Source organism: Mesobacillus harenae (assembly GCF_013343715.1).
Lineage (GTDB): Bacteria > Bacillota > Bacilli > Bacillales > Cytobacillaceae > Mesobacillus_A > Mesobacillus_A harenae.
In genome coordinates, this window is record NZ_JABUNR010000007.1 from 175,278 (window position 1) to 195,199 (window position 19,922).

At 41.2% G+C, this 19,922-nt stretch carries 18 protein-coding genes; 5 read left to right on the plus strand and 13 right to left on the minus strand.

Annotation, left to right across the window (positions count from 1 at the left end; genetic code table 11):
- Position 1: 1 nt before the first annotated feature.
- Positions 2-679 (plus strand): response regulator transcription factor, encoded by a 678-nt coding sequence (locus HRJ06_RS10570; RefSeq protein WP_174732788.1) that lies wholly within the window; start codon positions 2-4, stop codon positions 677-679.
- A 207-nt stretch (positions 680-886) separates the two neighbouring features.
- Here the strand turns inward: HRJ06_RS10570 and HRJ06_RS10575 are convergent, their stop codons facing one another.
- Positions 887-2,479 (minus strand): aspartate:alanine exchanger family transporter, encoded by a 1,593-nt coding sequence (locus tag HRJ06_RS10575; protein ID WP_197969915.1) that lies wholly within the window; start codon positions 2,477-2,479, stop codon positions 887-889.
- A 233-nt stretch (positions 2,480-2,712) separates the two neighbouring features.
- On the opposite strand from HRJ06_RS10575, the gene HRJ06_RS10580 reads away from it, so the two are divergent.
- On the plus strand, positions 2,713-3,993 hold the full coding sequence (locus HRJ06_RS10580; protein WP_174732790.1) for a DUF3238 domain-containing protein: 1,281 nt from the start codon (positions 2,713-2,715) through the stop codon (positions 3,991-3,993).
- A gap of 66 nt (positions 3,994-4,059) precedes the next feature.
- Here the strand turns inward: HRJ06_RS10580 and HRJ06_RS10585 are convergent, their stop codons facing one another.
- Positions 4,060-4,449: a thiol-disulfide oxidoreductase DCC family protein gene (locus HRJ06_RS10585; protein ID WP_174732792.1), complete on the minus strand. Its 390-nt coding sequence runs from the start codon at positions 4,447-4,449 to the stop codon at positions 4,060-4,062.
- A 110-nt stretch (positions 4,450-4,559) separates the two neighbouring features.
- Positions 4,560-5,537: a ring-cleaving dioxygenase gene (locus tag HRJ06_RS10590; RefSeq protein WP_174732794.1), complete on the minus strand. Its 978-nt coding sequence runs from the start codon at positions 5,535-5,537 to the stop codon at positions 4,560-4,562.
- Between the two features lie 265 nt (positions 5,538-5,802).
- Between HRJ06_RS10590 and HRJ06_RS10595 the strand changes: the two genes are divergently transcribed.
- A complete protein-coding gene (locus HRJ06_RS10595) occupies positions 5,803-6,153 on the plus strand; it encodes a hypothetical protein (protein ID WP_174732796.1) in 351 nt (116 codons plus the stop codon).
- A 60-nt stretch (positions 6,154-6,213) separates the two neighbouring features.
- Here HRJ06_RS10595 and HRJ06_RS10600 read toward each other — a convergent pair whose 3' ends face one another.
- The 5 genes from HRJ06_RS10600 to HRJ06_RS10620 all read right to left on the minus strand — a co-directional run bounded on the left by HRJ06_RS10600 (position 6,214) and on the right by HRJ06_RS10620 (position 12,763).
- Positions 6,214-7,746 (minus strand): DHA2 family efflux MFS transporter permease subunit, encoded by a 1,533-nt coding sequence (locus HRJ06_RS10600; RefSeq protein ID WP_174732798.1) that lies wholly within the window; start codon positions 7,744-7,746, stop codon positions 6,214-6,216.
- Between the two features lie 277 nt (positions 7,747-8,023).
- On the minus strand, positions 8,024-9,592 hold the full coding sequence (gene rlmD / locus HRJ06_RS10605; protein ID WP_242035196.1) for a 23S rRNA (uracil(1939)-C(5))-methyltransferase RlmD: 1,569 nt from the start codon (positions 9,590-9,592) through the stop codon (positions 8,024-8,026).
- A 124-nt stretch (positions 9,593-9,716) separates the two neighbouring features.
- Positions 9,717-10,526, minus strand: coding sequence for a delta-lactam-biosynthetic de-N-acetylase (gene pdaA, locus HRJ06_RS10610; protein ID WP_174732800.1), 810 nt, complete (start codon positions 10,524-10,526; stop codon positions 9,717-9,719).
- A gap of 129 nt (positions 10,527-10,655) precedes the next feature.
- Positions 10,656-12,209 carry a fumarate hydratase gene (locus HRJ06_RS10615; protein ID WP_197969926.1) on the minus strand — a complete coding sequence of 518 codons (1,554 nt, stop codon included), beginning with the start codon at positions 12,207-12,209 and terminating at the stop codon, positions 10,656-10,658.
- 368 nt (positions 12,210-12,577) lie between these two features.
- On the minus strand, positions 12,578-12,763 hold the full coding sequence (locus HRJ06_RS10620) for an SE1561 family protein (protein WP_174732883.1): 186 nt from the start codon (positions 12,761-12,763) through the stop codon (positions 12,578-12,580).
- Positions 12,764-12,946: 183 nt separating this feature from the next.
- On the opposite strand from HRJ06_RS10620, the gene HRJ06_RS10625 reads away from it, so the two are divergent.
- Positions 12,947-13,474, plus strand: coding sequence for a DUF421 domain-containing protein (locus HRJ06_RS10625; protein WP_174732802.1), 528 nt, complete (start codon positions 12,947-12,949; stop codon positions 13,472-13,474).
- Between the two features lie 40 nt (positions 13,475-13,514).
- Here the strand turns inward: HRJ06_RS10625 and ggt are convergent, their stop codons facing one another.
- The 5 genes from ggt to HRJ06_RS10650 form a co-directional block, all read right to left on the minus strand.
- Positions 13,515-15,200: a gamma-glutamyltransferase gene (ggt, locus tag HRJ06_RS10630; protein ID WP_174732804.1), complete on the minus strand. Its 1,686-nt coding sequence runs from the start codon at positions 15,198-15,200 to the stop codon at positions 13,515-13,517.
- Between the two features lie 166 nt (positions 15,201-15,366).
- Positions 15,367-16,083: a YtxH domain-containing protein gene (locus tag HRJ06_RS10635; protein WP_174732806.1), complete on the minus strand. Its 717-nt coding sequence runs from the start codon at positions 16,081-16,083 to the stop codon at positions 15,367-15,369.
- Positions 16,084-16,335: 252 nt separating this feature from the next.
- Positions 16,336-17,166 (minus strand): YfkD famly protein, encoded by an 831-nt coding sequence (locus tag HRJ06_RS10640; protein ID WP_174732808.1) that lies wholly within the window; start codon positions 17,164-17,166, stop codon positions 16,336-16,338.
- A 93-nt stretch (positions 17,167-17,259) separates the two neighbouring features.
- The gene (locus HRJ06_RS10645) at positions 17,260-17,874 is read right to left on the minus strand and encodes a YczE/YyaS/YitT family protein (protein ID WP_174732810.1); all 615 of its coding nucleotides are present in this window, start codon (positions 17,872-17,874) and stop codon (positions 17,260-17,262) included.
- Between the two features lie 104 nt (positions 17,875-17,978).
- The gene (locus tag HRJ06_RS10650) at positions 17,979-18,371 is read right to left on the minus strand and encodes an OsmC family protein (protein ID WP_174732812.1); all 393 of its coding nucleotides are present in this window, start codon (positions 18,369-18,371) and stop codon (positions 17,979-17,981) included.
- Positions 18,372-18,531: 160 nt separating this feature from the next.
- Here HRJ06_RS10650 and HRJ06_RS10655 point away from each other — a divergent pair, with 160 nt between their 5' ends.
- Complete coding sequence (locus HRJ06_RS10655; protein WP_174732814.1) at positions 18,532-19,710, plus strand: MFS transporter; 1,179 nt, start codon at positions 18,532-18,534, stop codon at positions 19,708-19,710.
- The last annotated feature ends 212 nt before the right edge of the window (positions 19,711-19,922 follow it).

Here is a 19,922-nt window from a genome sequence, read left to right on the forward strand (position 1 = left end):
TTTGGCAACGATTCTTTTAGTAGACGATGAAAGTAGAATGCTTGAATTATTACAGCTCTACCTCTCTCCACTTGGTTATAAATGCATTAAAAAATCATCTGCTGCGGATGCAATATCCTATCTTGAATCAGAGCCTGCGGATTTGGTTTTACTGGATGTAATGATGCCCGAGATGGACGGATGGGAGGCATGCAGGCAAATTAAACGCTATTGGGATATTTCTATTATTATGTTAACGGCAAGAACAGAAAAGCCAGATATAGTAAAAGGTTTAAAAATTGGGGCAGACGATTATATCTCAAAACCTTTCGATGAAGAAGAGCTGGTTGCAAGGATTGAAGCTGTACTGCGAAGAAATAAGAGCCAAGAGAAACTGATATTCGAGGGCCTTGTGCTTGACCAAGATTCTTACGGACTCAAATTTCATTCAACCGATATTTTGTTGACTCCTAAGGAATTCTCCCTTATGATTCTGTTTCTTACCAATCAAAATAAGGTCTTTTCAAGAGAACATCTAATCTCATCAATATGGGGACAAAATGGATTTACCGAAGACCGTACAATTGACTCACACATAAGAAATTTGCGGGATAAACTTCGAAAAGCCGGATTTCCCGCGGACAATTATTTGTCTACTGTTTGGGGTATCGGGTATAAATGGCAAGCAACTAGAAACTAGTAAGAGAAGCTTCAGTGAAGCATATATTCCTCGAACTGCCCGAAAACCACCACTGGCTAGGCACTGGAGCAAGACCGTAGTCAATGATTATATTTATATGCTTTTATCTATGCACAAAGAAACAGGTCCCTGCTTAGCCTGTTTCTTTTGTTTTATTGTCCAATTAGCCCGAGCTTACACAACACTACTCGTAAAGAGACCTAAATTCTATAGAAAAAATAATAGTAATTGGGCCGCTATTGCCACTAAAATCAAGGCAAATGGATAAGCAGCTGCATAGGCAACTGATGGATCCTCTGAGTTTATCAACTGATTAACTGCTCCTATTCCAGGAGTGCTCGTCATCCCGCCGCAAAGAGCTCCTAAAGAGTGAGCTGCACTTAACTTAAACAGCTTTCTAGCCACTAGGAATCCTGCGATAATTGGAATTGTTGTAATTAACGCGCCGCCAATAATAAGCCTTAATCCTTCTGCCGCTACAACCTCGACGACTCCTTGCCCAGCTGTCGTACCCGCCCCAGCTAGAAAAAGCGCAAGACCTATATCACGGATAACCTGATTTGATGGCTGGTAATAACGCGCCTGAATCGGTCCGATTTTACCGAAGTGGCCAATTACTAATGCGATAAACAAAGGACCTCCAGCCACGCCTAATTTAATAGTTCCTAACCCTGGAAGATGAAAAGGTATCATCCCAACGGCTACACCGATTAACAGAACCAAGCTAAGTGAAAAGATATCAACATTTGTCACGGCCAAATGCTTTCTGGCAAAAAGCTTTTCTACTTCATTCAGCCTGTCCTCACTGCTGACAATTGTCAGAGTATCCCCTCGTTCTAACCGCCATTTTGGATCCTGATTAAACTCAAAACCGCCGCGCTCTACTCGAGTGACTGTAACTCCATAAGTTCCTCGCAGCCCTAATTCCGTCAGAGTTTTCCCAATGATATCATCGGCATCCACCAAAACTTTTCTAAGCTTTATATGATCAGCGTTTTCAAGGTTTATGGCAGCCTCTCTGCCGATATCCTTGCACAGCTTTCTCAAATCTGCCCTTAAACCAACTGCCACCAAACGATCACCACTTAAAATTACCGTATCGTTTAAAGCAATAATAGTTCGATCGGCGCGAATTACTCTGCTAATAACCACTGTGTTGTATTTATGAAATGAAAGTTCCTTTATCGTTCGCTTATGAAAGGAGGGATTCGTAACCTCAATTGTCATCAATTCAGGTGATTCATCATTTCGAACCGGTCCATTGTATTGTTTTAGATCCTGTACCAGATCAATCTTTAGCAGCTTCGGCAAGAGCTGTACGAATAACACAACTGCCAGTACACCGAACGGATACGCTATCCCATAACCTACAGAAGCTAAAGGATCATTGGTTGCCTGCAATGCAGCGGCTAATCCAGGAGTGCTGGTTAGTGCACCAGTCATCAAACCAAGGCTTAAAGCTGGGGATAGGCTGAACAATTGAGACACAGCTATAGTGGTCAAGGCTGCACTAAAAACGATAAACAGCCCGATGATGCCAAAGATTATTCCGTTTGTCTTCATCATACGAAAAAAACGGGGGCCTGCTTGTAGACCAACTGCAACGATAAAAAAACTAAGCCCCAAGTTCTGGATCGTTGCAGATACCTTGTACCCCAAGTGTCCAAATAGCATAGCAACAAGGAGAATACCAGAAGACCCCAAGCTCAGTCCCCTTAACTTCGTACGGCCCAGAACAGACCCTAAGAATAAAATAACAAATAATAACACCAAAGGTTCTTCTAAGAAATTTATTATCAATTCCTATGCCCTTCTTTCCTTTATAACGCCTGTTTCCCTATTACTGCCTCACAAAGTTGTAAAAAGAAATCTCTTTTATCTTAATAGATAAATGAAAGATAGAAAGTTTCAATATTGTGACCAAGTCTCTGGAAGATAAATCTTTACTCCCTCCCAGAATAGTGTGCCCCAGACACTTTTAGGGTAAAAGAAACAATGGAGAATTTAAATAAGCGAACTAAAGGAGGATCAATATGAATAGACGTTTCACTCTATTAGCGTTAGGGGCTGCAGGGGCCGGCTACCTAATTTCAGCAAACCAGGAGCGACGGGCAGACTCTCATTCTTCTTCTTTCATGGCAGATTCAATTGAACATAAGCAAAATAAGCTCACTTTGCATTGGAACGGAAAAGGGGGCTTTTATCGTGTATATAGAGGTAACCAGCTAGTATATTCCGGTGCAGAAAGAAGCTTCTCAGACCACCATCTCACTCCTGGGACCATTTATACGTACACAATTGAAGAAGAAACCAAAGACGAGATTAATATAATGAAAATACAGACAGCTACTGCACCCAAAGAAAAAAACGAGGATAATATATTACAGAACCTTATTATTACAACGGTCATTATAAAAGGAAAAATTCGTTTATACTGGGAGCATATTGATGGAATAACAGAGTATACAATCTTCCGAAACGGTACGCTCGTTGGAAAGGTAAAGGGCAACTTTTTTATAGACCAACGGGTAAGAAACAATAAAGAATATATTTATACAATTAAAGCTAAGCGCCCTCTTATTTCTTCAGAGGAAAATATAAGCACCGGAAAATTTTTACTTTCAGAACTGCTTGGCTTTTTAAAAAAGGATACAACACAGCAACAAACAGCCTATGAGGAGCTGAGAATCACTAAAAGGATTGGAAGGATAGACCATCTATTAAAAACTAAAGACACAACCGGGGAAAGATTCAAAAATCCCATGCAGCTTCGTTACACAACTTTTTTAACCAAGAAATGGCTGAAGAATCCAAATCCTACATCCAATTCCCATTATTTTAGAGGTGATAATCGGGGATTTGATGCAGAATCTCAGCAGTTTCGGACAAGGGCTGATATTACTGTCGATATGACAAAGGATGAGCCCGCTGTTAAATTAACAAAACAGGTAGGCAAGACTCGTGCCTATAACTGGCGGCGGAAATTCAGAGAAGAGGGTCAAGGTTCTGATGATAATATTCAATTAGAAAAAGTACTCAATTTAGAAGACCATACAGTTTTCCAGATAAGCCATTCGGTTAGTAACCCTTTAATCGTTGCCCCAGCCATCGACTATGATTTGCAAGCATCCTTCTATAAGGATGGAGTAATTGATATAGCCGGAATTCATGACCAGGCGCCTCATCATGAGGTTTACTTAAAGAGTACTCAAGCTTCCTCTTGGCAGATCATACACCAAGCACAAGACAAAGGGCTTGAAATGATGGGCCATCCCACCGCCAATCAGCTATGGCGTTTTTCAACCATGGAATAAGGCCACTTCAGCAAAACGAAAAAGCACGGAAAAGCTTGTTGCTTTCCCGTGCTTTTTTTGTGAATTTTATAAGAATCGCTTTCTGACATTTGGAGGAGGCAGCATGCAGCTGTCTTTTTTACCAAACCACTTCATACGGTTCTTGGCAACAATATCGTACACTGCATTTCGAATCGGACTTGGCGTGATCGTAAGTCCGTACAACAGCTTCCAAGCCCCTTCAAGATGACGGCTGATTCTTAAGGCGGCGGCTGATTTATAATATACTTTATCATCTTCAATCAAAATCATGCTATCGACATCTGGTGGAACATTAAATTTCTTTATTAGTTCCTGTCCTGCCTCACTTTGAAGAGAAGCAAAGTGAAAAACCTCTTTTTTATCACGTTTAATAATAAACTGAACGCTCGAATCACAAAAGTTACATTCTCCGTCAAATAAAATAATCGGGTTCATTGCATTTCCTCCTTTAAAGGTCGAGAGTGAAAAACCCTTATCTATTACTTTAACCTCTATAGGCTGCATGGAAACCTTAAATTATTATATGTGTGCGGCGAACGGACCATTTAATTTCTATTTAATTTCTTAGTGCTTCGAACTGTATCAATAGGGCGAACCAACTTTTCAATTTGTTCACGCTGCGGCTCTAAAAATGGGGGCAGCGACAGTTTCTCTCCAAGTGTTTCATAAGGTTCATCCCCCATAAATCCTGGGCCATCTGTAGCAAACTCAAATAGGATCTGCGGGGCCAATCTTGCATATAGGGATCCAAAGAAAAAACGATCAACGAATCCTGAAGTTTGAAATTGAAAGCTTCTCAAACGTCTATCCCATTCCTCTAAAACAGAGCGGTCTTCTACTCTAAAAGCTGCATGGTGCACAGTCCCATACCCCTGTCTTGCCTGAGGAAGAACCGCATTGTATTCAGCAACTACCTGAGCACCATTTCCGCCTTCACCAACTTCAAATAAATGAAACGCCCCTTCACTAGCAACTTGTTTAAACAAGAGAACCTTTTCCATCATTTCTTTGAAATAATCCAAATTATCGATACGGACAAATAACGGCCCTAATCCAGTAATGGCATACTCCAAAGGCACAGGTCCTTCCTGCCATGGCGTGCCTGCAGCAACTCCGTCATTGTTCTCATCTGAAATTAACTGATATTGCTGATCATCAAAATCCACAAAAGAAAGAGTCTGCTTGCCAAATTGCTGTTTAATACCAGAATGTTTTACTTCCAGACGGTCAAAGCGTTTCACCCAGTATTCGATGGCATCATCACTTGGTACTCGAAGTGATGTTTTTGAGATTTCATTCGTTCCATGAACGCCCTTTGGAATGCCTGGGAAGTCAAAAAAGGTCATATCGGTACCTGGGCTCCCTGTATCATCTGCAAAAAATAAATGATAGGTTTGAATATCATCCTGGTTAACGGTTTTTTTTACTAGACGCATTCCTAGAACATACGTAAAGAATTCATAATTTTTTTCAGCGCTGCTTGTAATCGCAGTCACGTGATGGATACCCTTTAAATGATTCATCTAAATCCTCCAGTTACTCTCATTTATATATATTCTGATCCTATAAGCTTTTTTTTACCACAGTGATCGTCTATTGCTCACACAATATTAAATAATCCCCTTATTAGTTACCATATAAAATTACCCTTAATTAAAATATCTCTAATTAAAGGTAAACGTAACACGAAAAAAAAACACTGTCAAACAGAAAAGCGGAGACGACTGTTCAGAAACGAGCAAACTGGAGACTCCGACAAAGAAGCGTTTTGTGCTTCTGCAGGAGGAGTTGAAGTTTGCCGAGTTTCTAGGAGGCGGAGCTGGACAAACAGAAAAGCGGAAGCGCCTTGATCAGCTCCGACTAGCGCTGGAGGACCTGAAGGTGAAGTCGTTCTTTGACTTCAGCAGCAGGACCGAAGCGATTCGAGGAGCTAGGCGCTGGGGCTGGACAAACAGAAAAGCGGAGACGACTAGGAACAAACACAGTTTGTTCCCAGAAACGAGCAAACTGGAAACTCCAACAAAGAAGCGTTTTGTGACACTAATTAAAGAAAAAAAGACAGCTGTTAATTCCCTATTGGAATCAACAGCTGTTTTTCTACTTTATTTTCATACACCGCCAAATTACTGCGTATTGTAAATACGCTGCGAAAATTGGTATCTACAAATAAAATTTTAATATATTCCTATAAGCATTGGATTAGTTCCCCACTAATTTACCAACCTTAGCTGTGTTTGGTTTTTCTTCCTCTGTTTTTGTATCTTCAGCCTGTTTTGCCCGCTTTATAAAGAATGAAAGTATTAGTGCAATCATCACAATAAAAGTAGCAACTAAGAAAGCAAAGTTGATTCCTTCAAGCATTGCTTTTGCAGTTATTTGCTGCTGAATTTGAGCCAGAGCAGCTTCTGTCGGCTGTCCTGATATGGTTTTCGCTGCATCCTCTGTTAACTTAGTAGCGTGCGAGTCTGTACGATTGGACATCACTGTAACAAGCAGAGCTGTCCCTATAGCGCCAGCAACTTGGTTTAACGTATTGTTCATAGCCGTTCCATGTGGATAGAATCGTGCTGGCAATTGGTTTAGACCATTTGTCGAAACTGGCATCATGACCATCGACATTCCTAACATACGGATTGCATGTAAGATCATTAGGTAGTTATAGCTAGTGTTCAGAGATAGTTGGCTGAAGTAATAAGTCGTTATCGTTATGATGATAAATCCGATGATAGCTAAGGCACGGCCGCCAAATTTATCAAACAGCCTTCCGGTAACTGGTGACATAATCGCCATCACTAGAGCTCCAGGCAACATCATTAATCCGGCGTCCATCGGAGAAATGCCTCGCACCGTCTGAACATAAATTGGCAGCAGCAGCATGCCGGAAAACATCGCCATATTTAGGACCATGGTAATTGAAGATGACAATGCAAACATCGGGTACTTAAAGATAGCAAAGTTGAGCATCGGCCGATCAAGTTTTGATTGCCGTACTATGAATGTTACCAATGAAACAATCCCGATAATGATCGTTCCGTAGACTAGAGGGTTATCCCACCCCTTAGTACCGGCAGAACTAAATCCATATAGGATACCGCCGAACCCGGCACTTGATAACAGTAAAGAGCTGATATCAAGACGTAAATCTACTTTCTCCTTTTTATCCTTCAATAAGAAAAAGCCAATCAATAAAACCGTAATCGCGATTGGCGTGACAAAATGGAAAAGCATTCTCCAGTCATAATGTTCAACGATCCAGCCCGATAAAGTAGGGCCAATTGCAGGCGCCGCCATTAATATTAGGCCAAAAACCCCCATCGCGGTTCCCCTTTTTTCTATAGGAAAGCTAACCAGCATGACGTTCATTAAAAGCGGCATCATAATCGCTGATCCAGAAGCTTGCAGCATCCTGCCTGTTAATAGAATAGGAAATATATGTGCAATGCCTGCAATAAGTGTTCCAATCGTAAACAAACACATTGCTGTTAAAAATAGACGGCGAACAGAATACTTCTGAATTAAAAATGCTGTTGTAGGAATCATTATTCCGTTCACCAGCATAAATCCTGTCGTCAACCACTGGACTGTAGATGTTTCGATGTTTAAATCGATCATGATTGAAGGCAAAGCAATATTTAGTAATGTATTGTTTAAAAATGAAATAAAAGCCCCAATCATCAAGACGGAAAGAATACCGTACGGTGGACGATTTGGCTGTTGTTTAGATTGTTCCATTGTTCTTCCCCCTATATATATACATCGAGTTCATAATTTTGAACCACCGTTACATTCATTCCATATAATATACCACTAGTTCAAATAAAGCAATTCCAATTTCTTTTGAAAAACTGCCGATAAAGTGCACACTTCTCAGTCATTCTATTTATATCTCCTTTTCAGTTACAGCAGAAAAAACTTTTTCCATTAATTGTATGGTGGTAATATCAATTAGTATTTCGCTTGGTTATATAAAAAAAAGGCCTTTTCCTGTTGGAATAAGGCCTCTTGGCATTTATTTCAAAATTAATCTTACAACTGACTCGATCTGCGCAGTATGAGGAAACATATCAACTGGCTGAATATATTGAACCTTGTATAGCTTACTCAGGGTCTGGATATCCTTTGCCAATGTTGACGGATTACATGACACATAAACAAACGTCTTTGGTTTTACTTTTAATATGGTTTTTAAAAATTCGTCATCGCAACCTGTACGTGGCGGGTCGACCACGACCACATCAGGCCTCCAGCCTTCTTTTGCCCATTTCGGCATCCAGTCCTCTGCTTTACCCACAACATAGGTGGCATGCTTAACATTATGGCGCTCAGCATTTTTTTTCGCGTCAGCAATTGATTCTGGGATAATATCCATCCCTCTGACTTCACCAGCTTTGCCTGCAAGCCATAGACCAATTGTTCCGACACCACAATAGGCGTCGACAATTTTTTCTGTGCCCGTTAACCCTGCAGCTGCTTTTACTTCATTATACAATTTAACAGTCTGCTCGGGATTCAGCTGAAAAAATGTCCTAGCAGAAAGCTCGAATTGAAGATCTCCTAAGGTTTCCTGAATAAAGTCATTCCCCGCTAACGTTTCTGTTTCCTCCCCAAAGATAACCGAGGTTTTTTGCCCATTTATGTTTTGAACAATGGAATTCAGTTGAGGAATTTGCCTTGTCATTTGCTTAATCAACAAATCCTTTTTAGGGATTTCCTTTTTTGTAGTAATTAGCACGATTTGCAGCTCACCGGTCTGGACGCCAGTCCGGGCTACGATTGTTCTAATAAGACCTTTTCTAGACTTTTCATTATAAATCGGGATCTTAAGATCCTGAAGAATCGCTTTTACCGTTTCAGTCGCCTTAGTTGTTGCCGGATGCTGAACGGCACATTGCTCAATATTAATCAGCTTGTGCGAATTCATACCATATAAACCCGCCAAGATCTTGCCATCCTGTTCACCAACCTGAAACTGGCTTTTATTACGGTAGCCCCATGGGTTTTCCATCCCTATGGTCGGGCGGATATCCAGCTGAGTCAAATCGGTTTTAGCATGACGCTCAAGGGATTGAATCACAATATCTCGTTTTTCTCGCAGCTGCTGCTCATAATGTAAATGCTGAAGCTGGCAGCCTCCACATTCCTCATATACTGGACAAAGCGGTTTAATTCGATGTTCAGATTGTTTGCGGATTTTTTTTATTTTCGCTTCAGCAAACTTTGGGTGCACCTTTGTAGCTTCAACAACCACTTCCTCACCCGGCAGAGCACCGGGAACAAACACAACCTGGCGTTTAAAATACCCTACACCTTCACCATTAATGCCAAGTCGTTTAATTGTAAGGGGAAATGTTTGCTTCAAATCAATCTTTACTTTTTGGTCAGTTTTGGCTGACTGGTCTTTTTTAGCAAACTTTTCCTTATTATAAGGTTCTCTTTCTTCAGATCCCTTTTTTCCAGTGGTTTTCCCTGGATTTTTAAATCCGGCTTTAACCTTATCCCCCATCTGAGGATCACGCTTACCAGATTTCTGTCCATTTTCGAAAGCTTTCCTTTGTTTTGTAGATTGTTCTTTATTCATTTATACTTCACTCCAGTTATCTATTCAAAGACCGAGCACTTAGGGAGCAGCCTAAAGACCCATATCAATTTTAAAGACTACTAAGAAAACAAGCCCGAACCCATAGATCCGGACCTGCTCCTTGTCAGTATAGCATAGGTTCCTTAATTCTTCTGCTCCACATTAAATCATCCAGTGTCTTAAATTGGTATCCCTGCTTCTTCAGATCTTTGATGACTTTTTCCAATGCATCTGCATTATCTTTTGAAACCGTGTGTAAAAGCAGAATTGCACCAGGATGTATTTGGTTCATTATTTTATCATAGGAGTATTTCCAGCCTTTTTGCTGATCTGTATTCCAGTCTACAAACGCAAGTGACCAAAAGATATGAGTATACCCTGCATCTTTAGCCACTTCCATCGTTCTTTCACTGAAAATCCCGCGGGGAGGGCGTAAATAACCGGCTTGTTTTTTGCCGGTAATCTCCTCGGTTGCCGCCCGCACCTTTTCTAATTCTTGTTTGATTCTGTCATCGCTTATTTTAGTCATGTCTGGATGATGCCAGGAATGGTTTCCAATCGTGTGGCCTTCCTGGGACATTCTGTAGACAATGTCCTCAGCACTTTCAAGATAGTGACCGGTTACAAAAAATGTTGCGGGGACTTTTTCCTTTACTAATACATCAAGAATTTTCTCCGTGTAGCCATTTTCGTATCCATTATCGAAGGTGAGATAGATGTTCTTTTTTGTTGGATCACCTTTATAAACAGCATCGTACTGCTCCAGCAGATTATTAAGCTTTTTGCCAGCATCAGCCTGTTTTTCATCCTGTCCCTTCTTGAAGCCCCAGTGGATCGGAGTATTGGAAACATCAGCCTGAGCATATGTACTGCCCGCTAAAACAGCGACTATCATTGCAGTAAGCATTATCATTACTTTTAATAATCTTTTCATGTTGTTCCTCCAGATTTTTTCTTAGTGTTTGCTGGAGGAAGAAATTCATAATAGGTAAAGCATGGGAGAAAATTTTTCAGCTTCATTTTAAATAAAAAAGAACGGCTCACCGCCGTTCCCTTGAAGTTCTTATTTAAAGACTGGTTCTTTAAATTGGGCTAACTTTTCCAAAGATGATTTGTCGACATCAGCATGAAGACTGTTGCCATGAGAGTCCATAGTGACAACTGCTGTAAAACCTTCAACGCGTAAATGCCACATTGCTTCCGGAATACCAAATTGCATCAAATCAACACCTTCAACGCCTTTTATGCAGTCAGCGTAATATTGCGCAGCTCCGCCAATCGCATTCAGGTAAACACCGCCGTGCTCTTTTAGGGCAGATAGTGTTTTAGGGCCCATGCCACCCTTGCCGATAACAGCGCGTATTCCGAACCTTTTCATGATATCGCCCTGATAAGGTTCTTCGCGAATACTTGTAGTTGGCCCGGCAGCTTTTACATGCCAATTGCCTTCATCATCTTTTAACATAACAGGACCGCAGTGATAAATAACCTGTCCATCTAAGTCAACAGGAGAATCATTATCAGAGAGGTACTTATGAATTGCGTCACGGCCTGTATACATTCTGCCAGTGATTTTGACAACATCACCCACTTTAAGCTGTCGGATTTGCTCTTCCGAAATTGGAGCTGTTAATGTTACAACCTGCTCAGCTGTTTCAGACGCTGCTGCCACTTCGCTTTCAGCCGCTGTTTCCTTCGCAAAGTCAACATTTTCACCTTCCTGGTACATCCAGTCTTGAATTTCGCCTGTTTCAGGATTTACCGATACGCCAAGACGGCGGAATGCCCAGCAATTATACGCAACTGAAACAAAGAAGCTCGCAGGAATCCGATTCATCACTCCAACCTTACAGCCTAACAGCGTTGTTTCACCGCCAAATCCCATTGTACCAATACCTAACTCATTAGCATGTTCCAGCACGTATTCTTCAAGCTTGCGTAAATCTTCATTTGGATTGACATCATCCACCGAACGGAATAACTGTGCTTTAGCAAGGTCGTAACCTGAGGAACGGTCGCCGCCAATTCCAACCCCAATAAATCCTGCGCTGCAGCCTTGGCCTTGCGCCTGGTAGACTGAATGCATAACGCACTTTCGGATTCCATCCAGGTCACGCCCTGCCCGTCCAAGCCCGTCTAGTTCGCATGGCAGACTATATTGAATGTTTTTATTCTCACAGCCTCCACCTTTTAAAATCAGGCGGGCATCAATGTAATCCTTTTCCCATTGCTCAAATTTGACGACTGGCAGTCCCTCCCCAAGGTTGTCCCCACTATTGTCGCCAGTGAGAGAATCAACGGAGTTTGGCCGCAATTTCCCGTCTTTTGTCGCCTGAACCATCGCCTTTTCGATTGCCTTTTTCATTTCAATTTGGTTTGCACCGACTGGAGTCTTAATTTTAAAAGTAGGAAGTCCTGTATCCTGGCAAATTGGAGATACATTTTCATCTGCCATATTAATGTTATTGGTGATGGTTGCCAGACTCATTGCTGAACGCGTCCCGGCACTTTCACGAGCCTTAGCCGCTCGAATTGCACGCCGTACATCTTTTGGAAGCTTTGTAGATGTTTCGACAATTAACTGATACATGCTCTGTTCAAACTTTTCGATATTCATCATCGTTTCTCCCCCTGCCGTCAATCTATATATGTGAATATTTAATAACTATTTTACAGTTTTTAATTATACTCCTGTAAGACGATGTTTTAAAGGAGAAGTTGCAATCGTTTTCAGAACAACAATGATCTATTACATATTTAAAAAGAAGGCTCTGTTAAACTTGGCTGTTGATTTTCGTTCCAGGCGCTCGCTTTCCGCGGGGCGGTCGGGAAGCCTCCTCGGCGCTGAAGCACCTGTTTGGGTCTCCCCTGTACCGCTGCTCCCGCAGGAGTCGATCGCCTTCACTCCAATCACCACTGCTTAAAATCAACCATGTTCTTTAACAGAGCCAAAAAGAAAAAAAAGGCCCTTTTTTAAAGGCCTTTTTACAGTTCGCGGTTTTTAAACTCGCGGCATTTTGATTCCATTTCATCGACAATGGCGATCATCCGGTCAATATCTTCTAAATCGGCCTCTTCAGGGTCGATTGCGTCAAGCAAATCCATAAACAGATTTAACCGCTGTTTTAAAAAGATCACTTGTCCATTCTTATCATGTAAAGGACTGCCCAAATCATTCTCTCCTTTCATTACGTAATTATCCTAGCGAAAATTTGGCTGCAGCGCAACTTAAAGACATATTCCCACGTATGTAGTATTCCCGTTTCCTCTTTTCTAAAGCAATTTTTTAGGTTTGTCTAGTGCCCTAAACAGGTAAAGCAGTGTATAGAGTGGTATAGACTAGGAGTTGATTTGATGTTTTTTGACAGTTGGGACACTATAGGGCGAACTCTTGTCGTGGGCTTTCTAGCCTACATTGCACTGGTTCTCCTATTGAGAGTTTCGGGCAAGAGAACACTTACTAAGCTAAATGCTTTTGATTTAGTCGTAACAGTAGCACTAGGTTCAACACTCGCTACGATTCTGTTAAACAGGAATGTTCGGCTGGCAGAAGGGATTATGGCGTTTGCCCTGCTGATCGGTTTACAATACATAATGACTTGGCTGTCAGTAAGGTCGGAAACCTTTAGTAAATTAATTAAATCGGAGCCAGAGCTTTTATATTATAAAGGACAGTATTTTAAGTCGGTTATGAAAAAAGAACGTATTCTAAAAACAGAGATTCTTCAGGCGGCCCGCTCTAACGGTGCAGGTTCAATGGATAATGTTGAAGCCGTAGTACTTGAGACGGACGGAAGCATCGGTATCTTAAAAACGACAGCTAAAAGTGAAAAGAGCACATTACTAAACGTTAACAATAACAGCCAGCACTCTATCGAATAATAAAAAAGCAGACCAATTAGGTCTGCTTTTTTATTATTTATTATCCCTCAAGGCCAATGGCGCCGCCTTCGCGGCTAGAATCGGCAGCACCGTATATCCGATTGTTTTCCCTGTCAAATTGGATAGCCTGAACATTTCCTATAACCAGCGCGTCATCGGCGAACTCATAACCCATAGCCTCCAGGTTTCCTTTCGCTTCCATATCAATACCGCCTTCCCACCAAATAAGCGGGCCGTTAGCATTGAAGATTCTTGGCTCCTCGATGGCATCCTTTAATTCCATTTTAAAATCAATAACATTAACTATTGTTTCAAAAACTGAACCAATGATTGTTGGCCCTCCGGGAGATCCAAGTGTTAACACAGGATCATCATCCTTGAAAACGATCGTTGGGGACTTGCAGCTCACAGGCCTTTTCCCTGGCTCTGCCTGGTTTAATCCACCCGGCATCGCATCGAAATCGGTTAACTCATTGTTCAGCATAAATCCATACCCTTTGACCATGATCCCCGAACCAAATGGGTGCTCGACGGTTGAAGTACAAGATACAATATTGCCCCATTGATCTGTTACAGTAAAATGGGTCGTCTCGCTCCTTTCACGTTCTTTCTCAAATGGCTGGCGCACCACGGTCTGTTCTTTAACAGAATCATATTTCCATGGGTTCCCAAAATCAACTGCATCATTTCTGCGTTCAAAGTTTAATAATTTTCTTCGTTCTTCAATATATTCCTCAGAGGTAAGACCCTTAAGGGGCATGTCCACAAAATCAGGGTCTCCAAAGTAGGAAACTTTGTCCGCGAAGGCGATTCTCATCGCTTCAGTAAACAGGTAATATTTTTCCCAAGACTTAGGGCTGTATTGCTCGATATTAAAGGTCTCGAGTAACTTCAAAATATTAAGCAATGTGGTCCCTCCTGCACTTGGAACATTACAGGAAGCAATCTTGTGCCCTTTATAATCTCCCCAAGCTGGTTCATCAATGGATATTCGATAGCTCTTCAAGTCAGAGTGAGTCATAAAACCGCCTTGCTCTTTTACCGTAGAGATAATTGCATCGGCTATGTCTCCTTCATAAAAACACCCGATTCCTTCTTTCTGGAGGATTCTAAAGGTTTTTGCAAGATGTTCCTTTTTGACAATATCTCCTTCTCTTAAAGGCTCGCCTCCAGGCATATAAAGCTTACGAGCTTCATCACCCAGCCTGTAATGAAAATTATCAAGCGTTTTTTTCATTACCCAGTTCACTGACATGCCTTCTTCAGCTAGCTTGGCAGAAGGATCAATCAAGTCAGCCATCGTCTTACTTCCATACTCTTCCAGGGCAGCGTCCATCGCCTTTAGAATACCAGGAACAGCAACAGCTGTTCCACGGGTAGAACGATCTCTAAACGGGATTATTTCTCCCTGTTCATCTACGAACATCTCTGGATAAGCTGCTTGTGGCGCCCGAGAGTGACCGTTAAAAATCTTTGTTGTTTTGCTGTCACGATTGTAAACCATCATAAAGCCGCTCCCGCCAACTCCCGTCATCATTGGCTCTGTGACATTTAGAGCAAATTGAATAGCGACTGCAGCATCTACAGCATTACCGCCATCTATTAAAACCTTTTTACCTATCTCAGTCGCAACCGGATGAGGAGACACGACCATTCCTGTTGTTCCAACGGCTGTCTGTTTATCATATGAACTCTTTTCTGAGCGCTTATATTGTTTTTGAACCATATGGTTTTCCTCCAATAATAGATTAAAACGTATTTCTAAATAGTACCCCTTCTTTTTGTTCCTAAAACTAGTTACAACATTTGGCAGATTTGAATCCATATGGTTTATTTTTCGTGTCCATTTAAAAAAACGGAGTCCAGTACGGACCCCGTTTTTCTATAGTGATTTATCGGTTATTATCGTTCTTCTGTTCACCAGGCTTAACAACAGACACATTATCTACTTGGCTTCCAGATGTAGTGCTTTCCATACCGGTAGCATAGGAATTTGTGGCAGCTGAATTACTTCCGTATTGAATGCTGTTAGAGCTTGTGCTTCCAGAATTCAAGGAATCTTCTGAGCCGCTGGAGCTATTAGATCCATTTGAGCCGCTTGCAGCGGTAACAAGTGGATTCTCTTGAAGCTCACTTCCAGCCTCCTTAACCTTGGAACCAATTTCTTGAATGTCGGACTTCGCCTCTTGAGCGGTGCCCATGACACTTTCTTTCATTTCTTTTGCATTGCTTACAGATCCTGACATTTCATTATTGATCTTTTCATATAAATTCTGAGCGTCGCTAATCGCATCTTTTAAAACATCAGAAGCATTTTTAAACTGGTCCACCATCTGATTTTTTACGTCTGACGGGTTGTCCTTTACCTCTTGGAACATGTTCACTGATGAATCTTTCACATTCATTGCTGAATCCTTCACTTTGTTCCTTGTAGTCGAATCAAGCAGAGTCATCAGCCCTCCGACTGCACCGCCGATAAGAACACCTTTTAACAGTTTGCTGTTGCTGTCTTGGCTGTCACTTGAATTTCTAGAATCAAATGAACTGTTCATTGAACTTGTTGTATAGTCCGTTTCTGAAGTAGTACCTGGTAAAATATTGTTTGCCATTCTATATAGCCTCCTTATAATTGTAGGTTTTTATTAGCTTGGCTATATATCTATTTCCCGGATATTGTGACATGTAAACAAGTTATTTCTATTAGTAAGTAGAGGTAAAATATCCCATACATACTTCAGAGTCACCTTAGGTACTTGTAAATGAGCCTAGTTTAAAGCTTTGCGGCTAAATAAGTCGTCCAAATTAGCAAGTCCGTTTAACACTGCCAATAAAAAACACCGGGAAAGGTTCCCGGCGGATTGTTATCGAGGCTGTTCACTAGATACAAATGTAAACGAAACATGATCCTGTACGGGTATCCACGCTCCAATACCCTGTGATGTAACGTTTTTAATAACAAGCATTTTTTTGTTCCCTTTTAGCATTAGATAGACCTCTCCGTATGTTACCTTGCCTTTTTCATTGATAGCTGGAGCAAATCCGTATAGATAGCCGAGCCGTTTTGGCTGAATGTTATATATTTGGTCCTTTTTCGTACCCGCACCCACGATTGTTTCAAAGGCGAGCGGAAGACCTGTTTTTTCCATTGATTTTAGAATCATCATTTTTTGAACTTCCGGAGAGTTAGGTATCTTTGCCGTCAGTCCTCCGCGTACAACCTTCTGAGCCTCTTGCACATAATGTATCTGATAAGGTGACTTGCCTCCACGGTTGTCGTAGTAATTCGTGTTAATCTTTTGATACTCCCAGTTTGGGGAAGTTTCCGTCGATTCGTAATTTAACGGCCACTGCCCAAGATAGACAATTGCCCTGTAGCCGATCGCAAACGGTGTGCTATTAATGGATGTTTCATTCAGCATCCTGATTAGGTCAGGATTCTCGATTTTTACCTTGGAGGATTTTATAAGCTCCTTAGTCATATCACTCGGTTCTAGCTTTGGCAGATCTTCCGCTGGATTTGGGTAGGTATTTTCCTGAGTAATATTCATTACCGAAGAAGGTACCTTGTACTTTGTTTTTTCCGCTTCCTGAGATTTTGCAGGTTCTTCCTTGCCTTTTTCAGCAAAAACAGGGGCAAGGGATGATAGGAAAATAATCATAGCTGCTGCTAATATGGGGACGTATTTTTTCATGATGTTTAACTCCTTTCGCAACTATAAACTGATCGTCTTGTATTTATAGTTTTTTCGGAGTCTCTTGAGATTATCCGCTCTTTTAAAAAATTATCAATCCTTCGCAGTCAGCCTGTAGAGCATTTTCTCAAAATATGGAGAAAATAACTGAATGAATGGTCCAATTCCGAAGGTTATCACCAAAGTCCCAAGCCCAATTGGACCATTAAATAGGAATGCGAACATGAGAGCTATTACCTCGCCTATGGTTTTGGCTGTGACAAGATTAACTTTCAGCCTTGCCTTAATAGCCAGCATAAAATTATCAATAGGAATCAAGGGAAACTTAACAGGCAAGTACACTGCAGCTCCAAGACCAATTAATACCAGCCCGGCTAACAATACTCCAAACCTTGTGGGTAAATCTTGGAGGATAATGTTTTCAAGCGCCACTAAAAGCCAAAAGTCGATTAGGAGCCCAACAACCATGACTGCCACTATTGCTAAATAATCAGGACGGCTCCGGAGCAAGAACGAATTGACAAAAATCAGAAGAATACCGACAATAAACACCCAACTGCCTACTGTCAGTCCAATTGTATTGTAGAGGCCTACATTTAGGGCATCCCAGGCACCAGTTCCAAGATCTGCAATAATTGTTAAAGAAACACCAAACGTAATAAAGATTAATCCTGCAATATAAAATAGCATACGGTAAAGAATTGCCATGCCACCTCTCCTCAAAAAAAACTCTGCTAGCACAGCAGAATCTTACCTATTATCGTTTACAGTAAATCGTTTCCACAATGGTTAATCACATTTTCTTCCCAAGATTAACTCTCTGAAATAATCTCAAATGTTTCCTTTACGTCGATGCTGCCTATAACAGACTGAACCATAGAACAGTTCTTTTTTGTCAGCACCATTGCTTTTTCTAGTTTTTCCTTTTTCAGGTCTTTCCCAGTAATTTTAAAGTGAATGTGAATCTTCTCAATTCGGTTCGCAATTGCTTCATTTCTCTCGAAATCAGCGTTTATATGTATATCACTTACCTTTAACCTCATCTTTTCTAGGATTTGGCGAAGAACCCCCCCGCTGCAAACAGCAACTGATGAGACCAGAAGCTGATACGGCCTAAACCCATACTCTTCCTGCCCGGCAACTTCAAGCTTGCCAAAGGGAAGCTCCGTATAAAAACCAACCTCTTTTTTCATTTGGAATTCCAATAAACCCACCCCTTCATTAAATTCTATTAGATGTTTCCCCTGTCCTTATTAAGATTACACTATTTGTTCTCTATAATTAAATTTTAAAAACCTTGCAAAGGAAATATATTCCCGATACCATCTATAAGAGTGAATTTTTACTTTGAGGAGAACTATTTTAATGGAAAAAAATTGGACATTTCGTTTTTGGATATTGGTAAGCATAGTTGCTATCTCTGGCTTCTCCCAGGGAATGCTGCTTCCTTTAATTGCAATTATTTTTGAACAGGATGGTGTTTCCTCTTCAATGAATGGCATGCATGCAACCGGTCTTTATATAGGGATCCTGCTGGCATCTCCATTAATGGAAGGACCCCTTCGAAAATACGGTTATAAACCGCTCATTTTAGTGGGGGGCATCCTAGTGGCTATTTCACTTGGCCTGTTCCCAGTTTGGAAAAGCTTCTGGTTCTGGTTTGCCCTAAGGTTATTGATCGGAATTGGGGACCATATGCTCCATTTTGGAACTCAGACCTGGATAACCTCCTTTTCACCAGCAAATCGCCGCGGCAGGAATATCTCTCTATATGGTTTGTTCTTTGGGCTCGGATTTGCGGCAGGCCCACTTATGACACGATTTCTCCAGATTAATGAAGCACTTCCGTTTATTATTTCAGCTTCGATCAGTTTAGTTGCCTGGATGGGTGTATGGTTATTAAGAAATGAGTTTCCAGAAAAAGATATGGAAACAAGCTCATTTCTAGGAACACTGCAGCGTTTCCGCAAGGTATACAAATATGCTTGGGTTGCCTTCTTGCCCCCGTTTGGGTACGGCTTTTTAGAGGCTTCTCTAAATGGAAACTTTCCAGTCTATGCACTTAGAACAGGGATTGATATTAATGCTGTCTCGATAATTTTGCCTGCATTTGCGGCAGGAAGTATTGTTTTCCAGCTTCCACTCGGGATCTTGAGTGACCGCTATGGCCGAAAGCCTATTTTAATCGGAGTTATGCTTTCAGGTGTAATCTGCTTTACAGCAGCAGGTTTTCTTCAAGAATTTGTCGTTGGCCTTCTCATTTGTTTTTTTGTTGCCGGGATGCTTGTAGGCTCGACTTTTTCACTTGGAATCAGCTATATGGCTGACTTATTGCCTAAACAGCTCCTTCCTGCGGGAAATTTAATGTGCGGGATCTTCTTCAGCCTTGGCAGTATAAGTGGACCGTTTATTGGAGGATTGGCAATTGAATATTTAAAGGAAGTTAGTTTCTTCTTTGTCATCAGCGTTATGTTATTTCTTATTTTCATTGCCCTTCTTCTTCACCGGCCATCTGGCTCTCCCGAAACCGTTCACCTGCACTAAATCTATATGAGTGTACTGGTTGGCTAAAACACGATTTGCAAGCCTTGTTAGCCTATTCGTTCGGGTTTAACTTCACCTCTGTTTATTTTTTCTAAAACACTATTCAATCAACTGAGGATATGATAATATATAAATAAATATTATTATTTAATTAGAATCATTATAAATAAATACGTTTTTTCGCTGTCACCCCTTCTGGTGGCAGCTTTCGT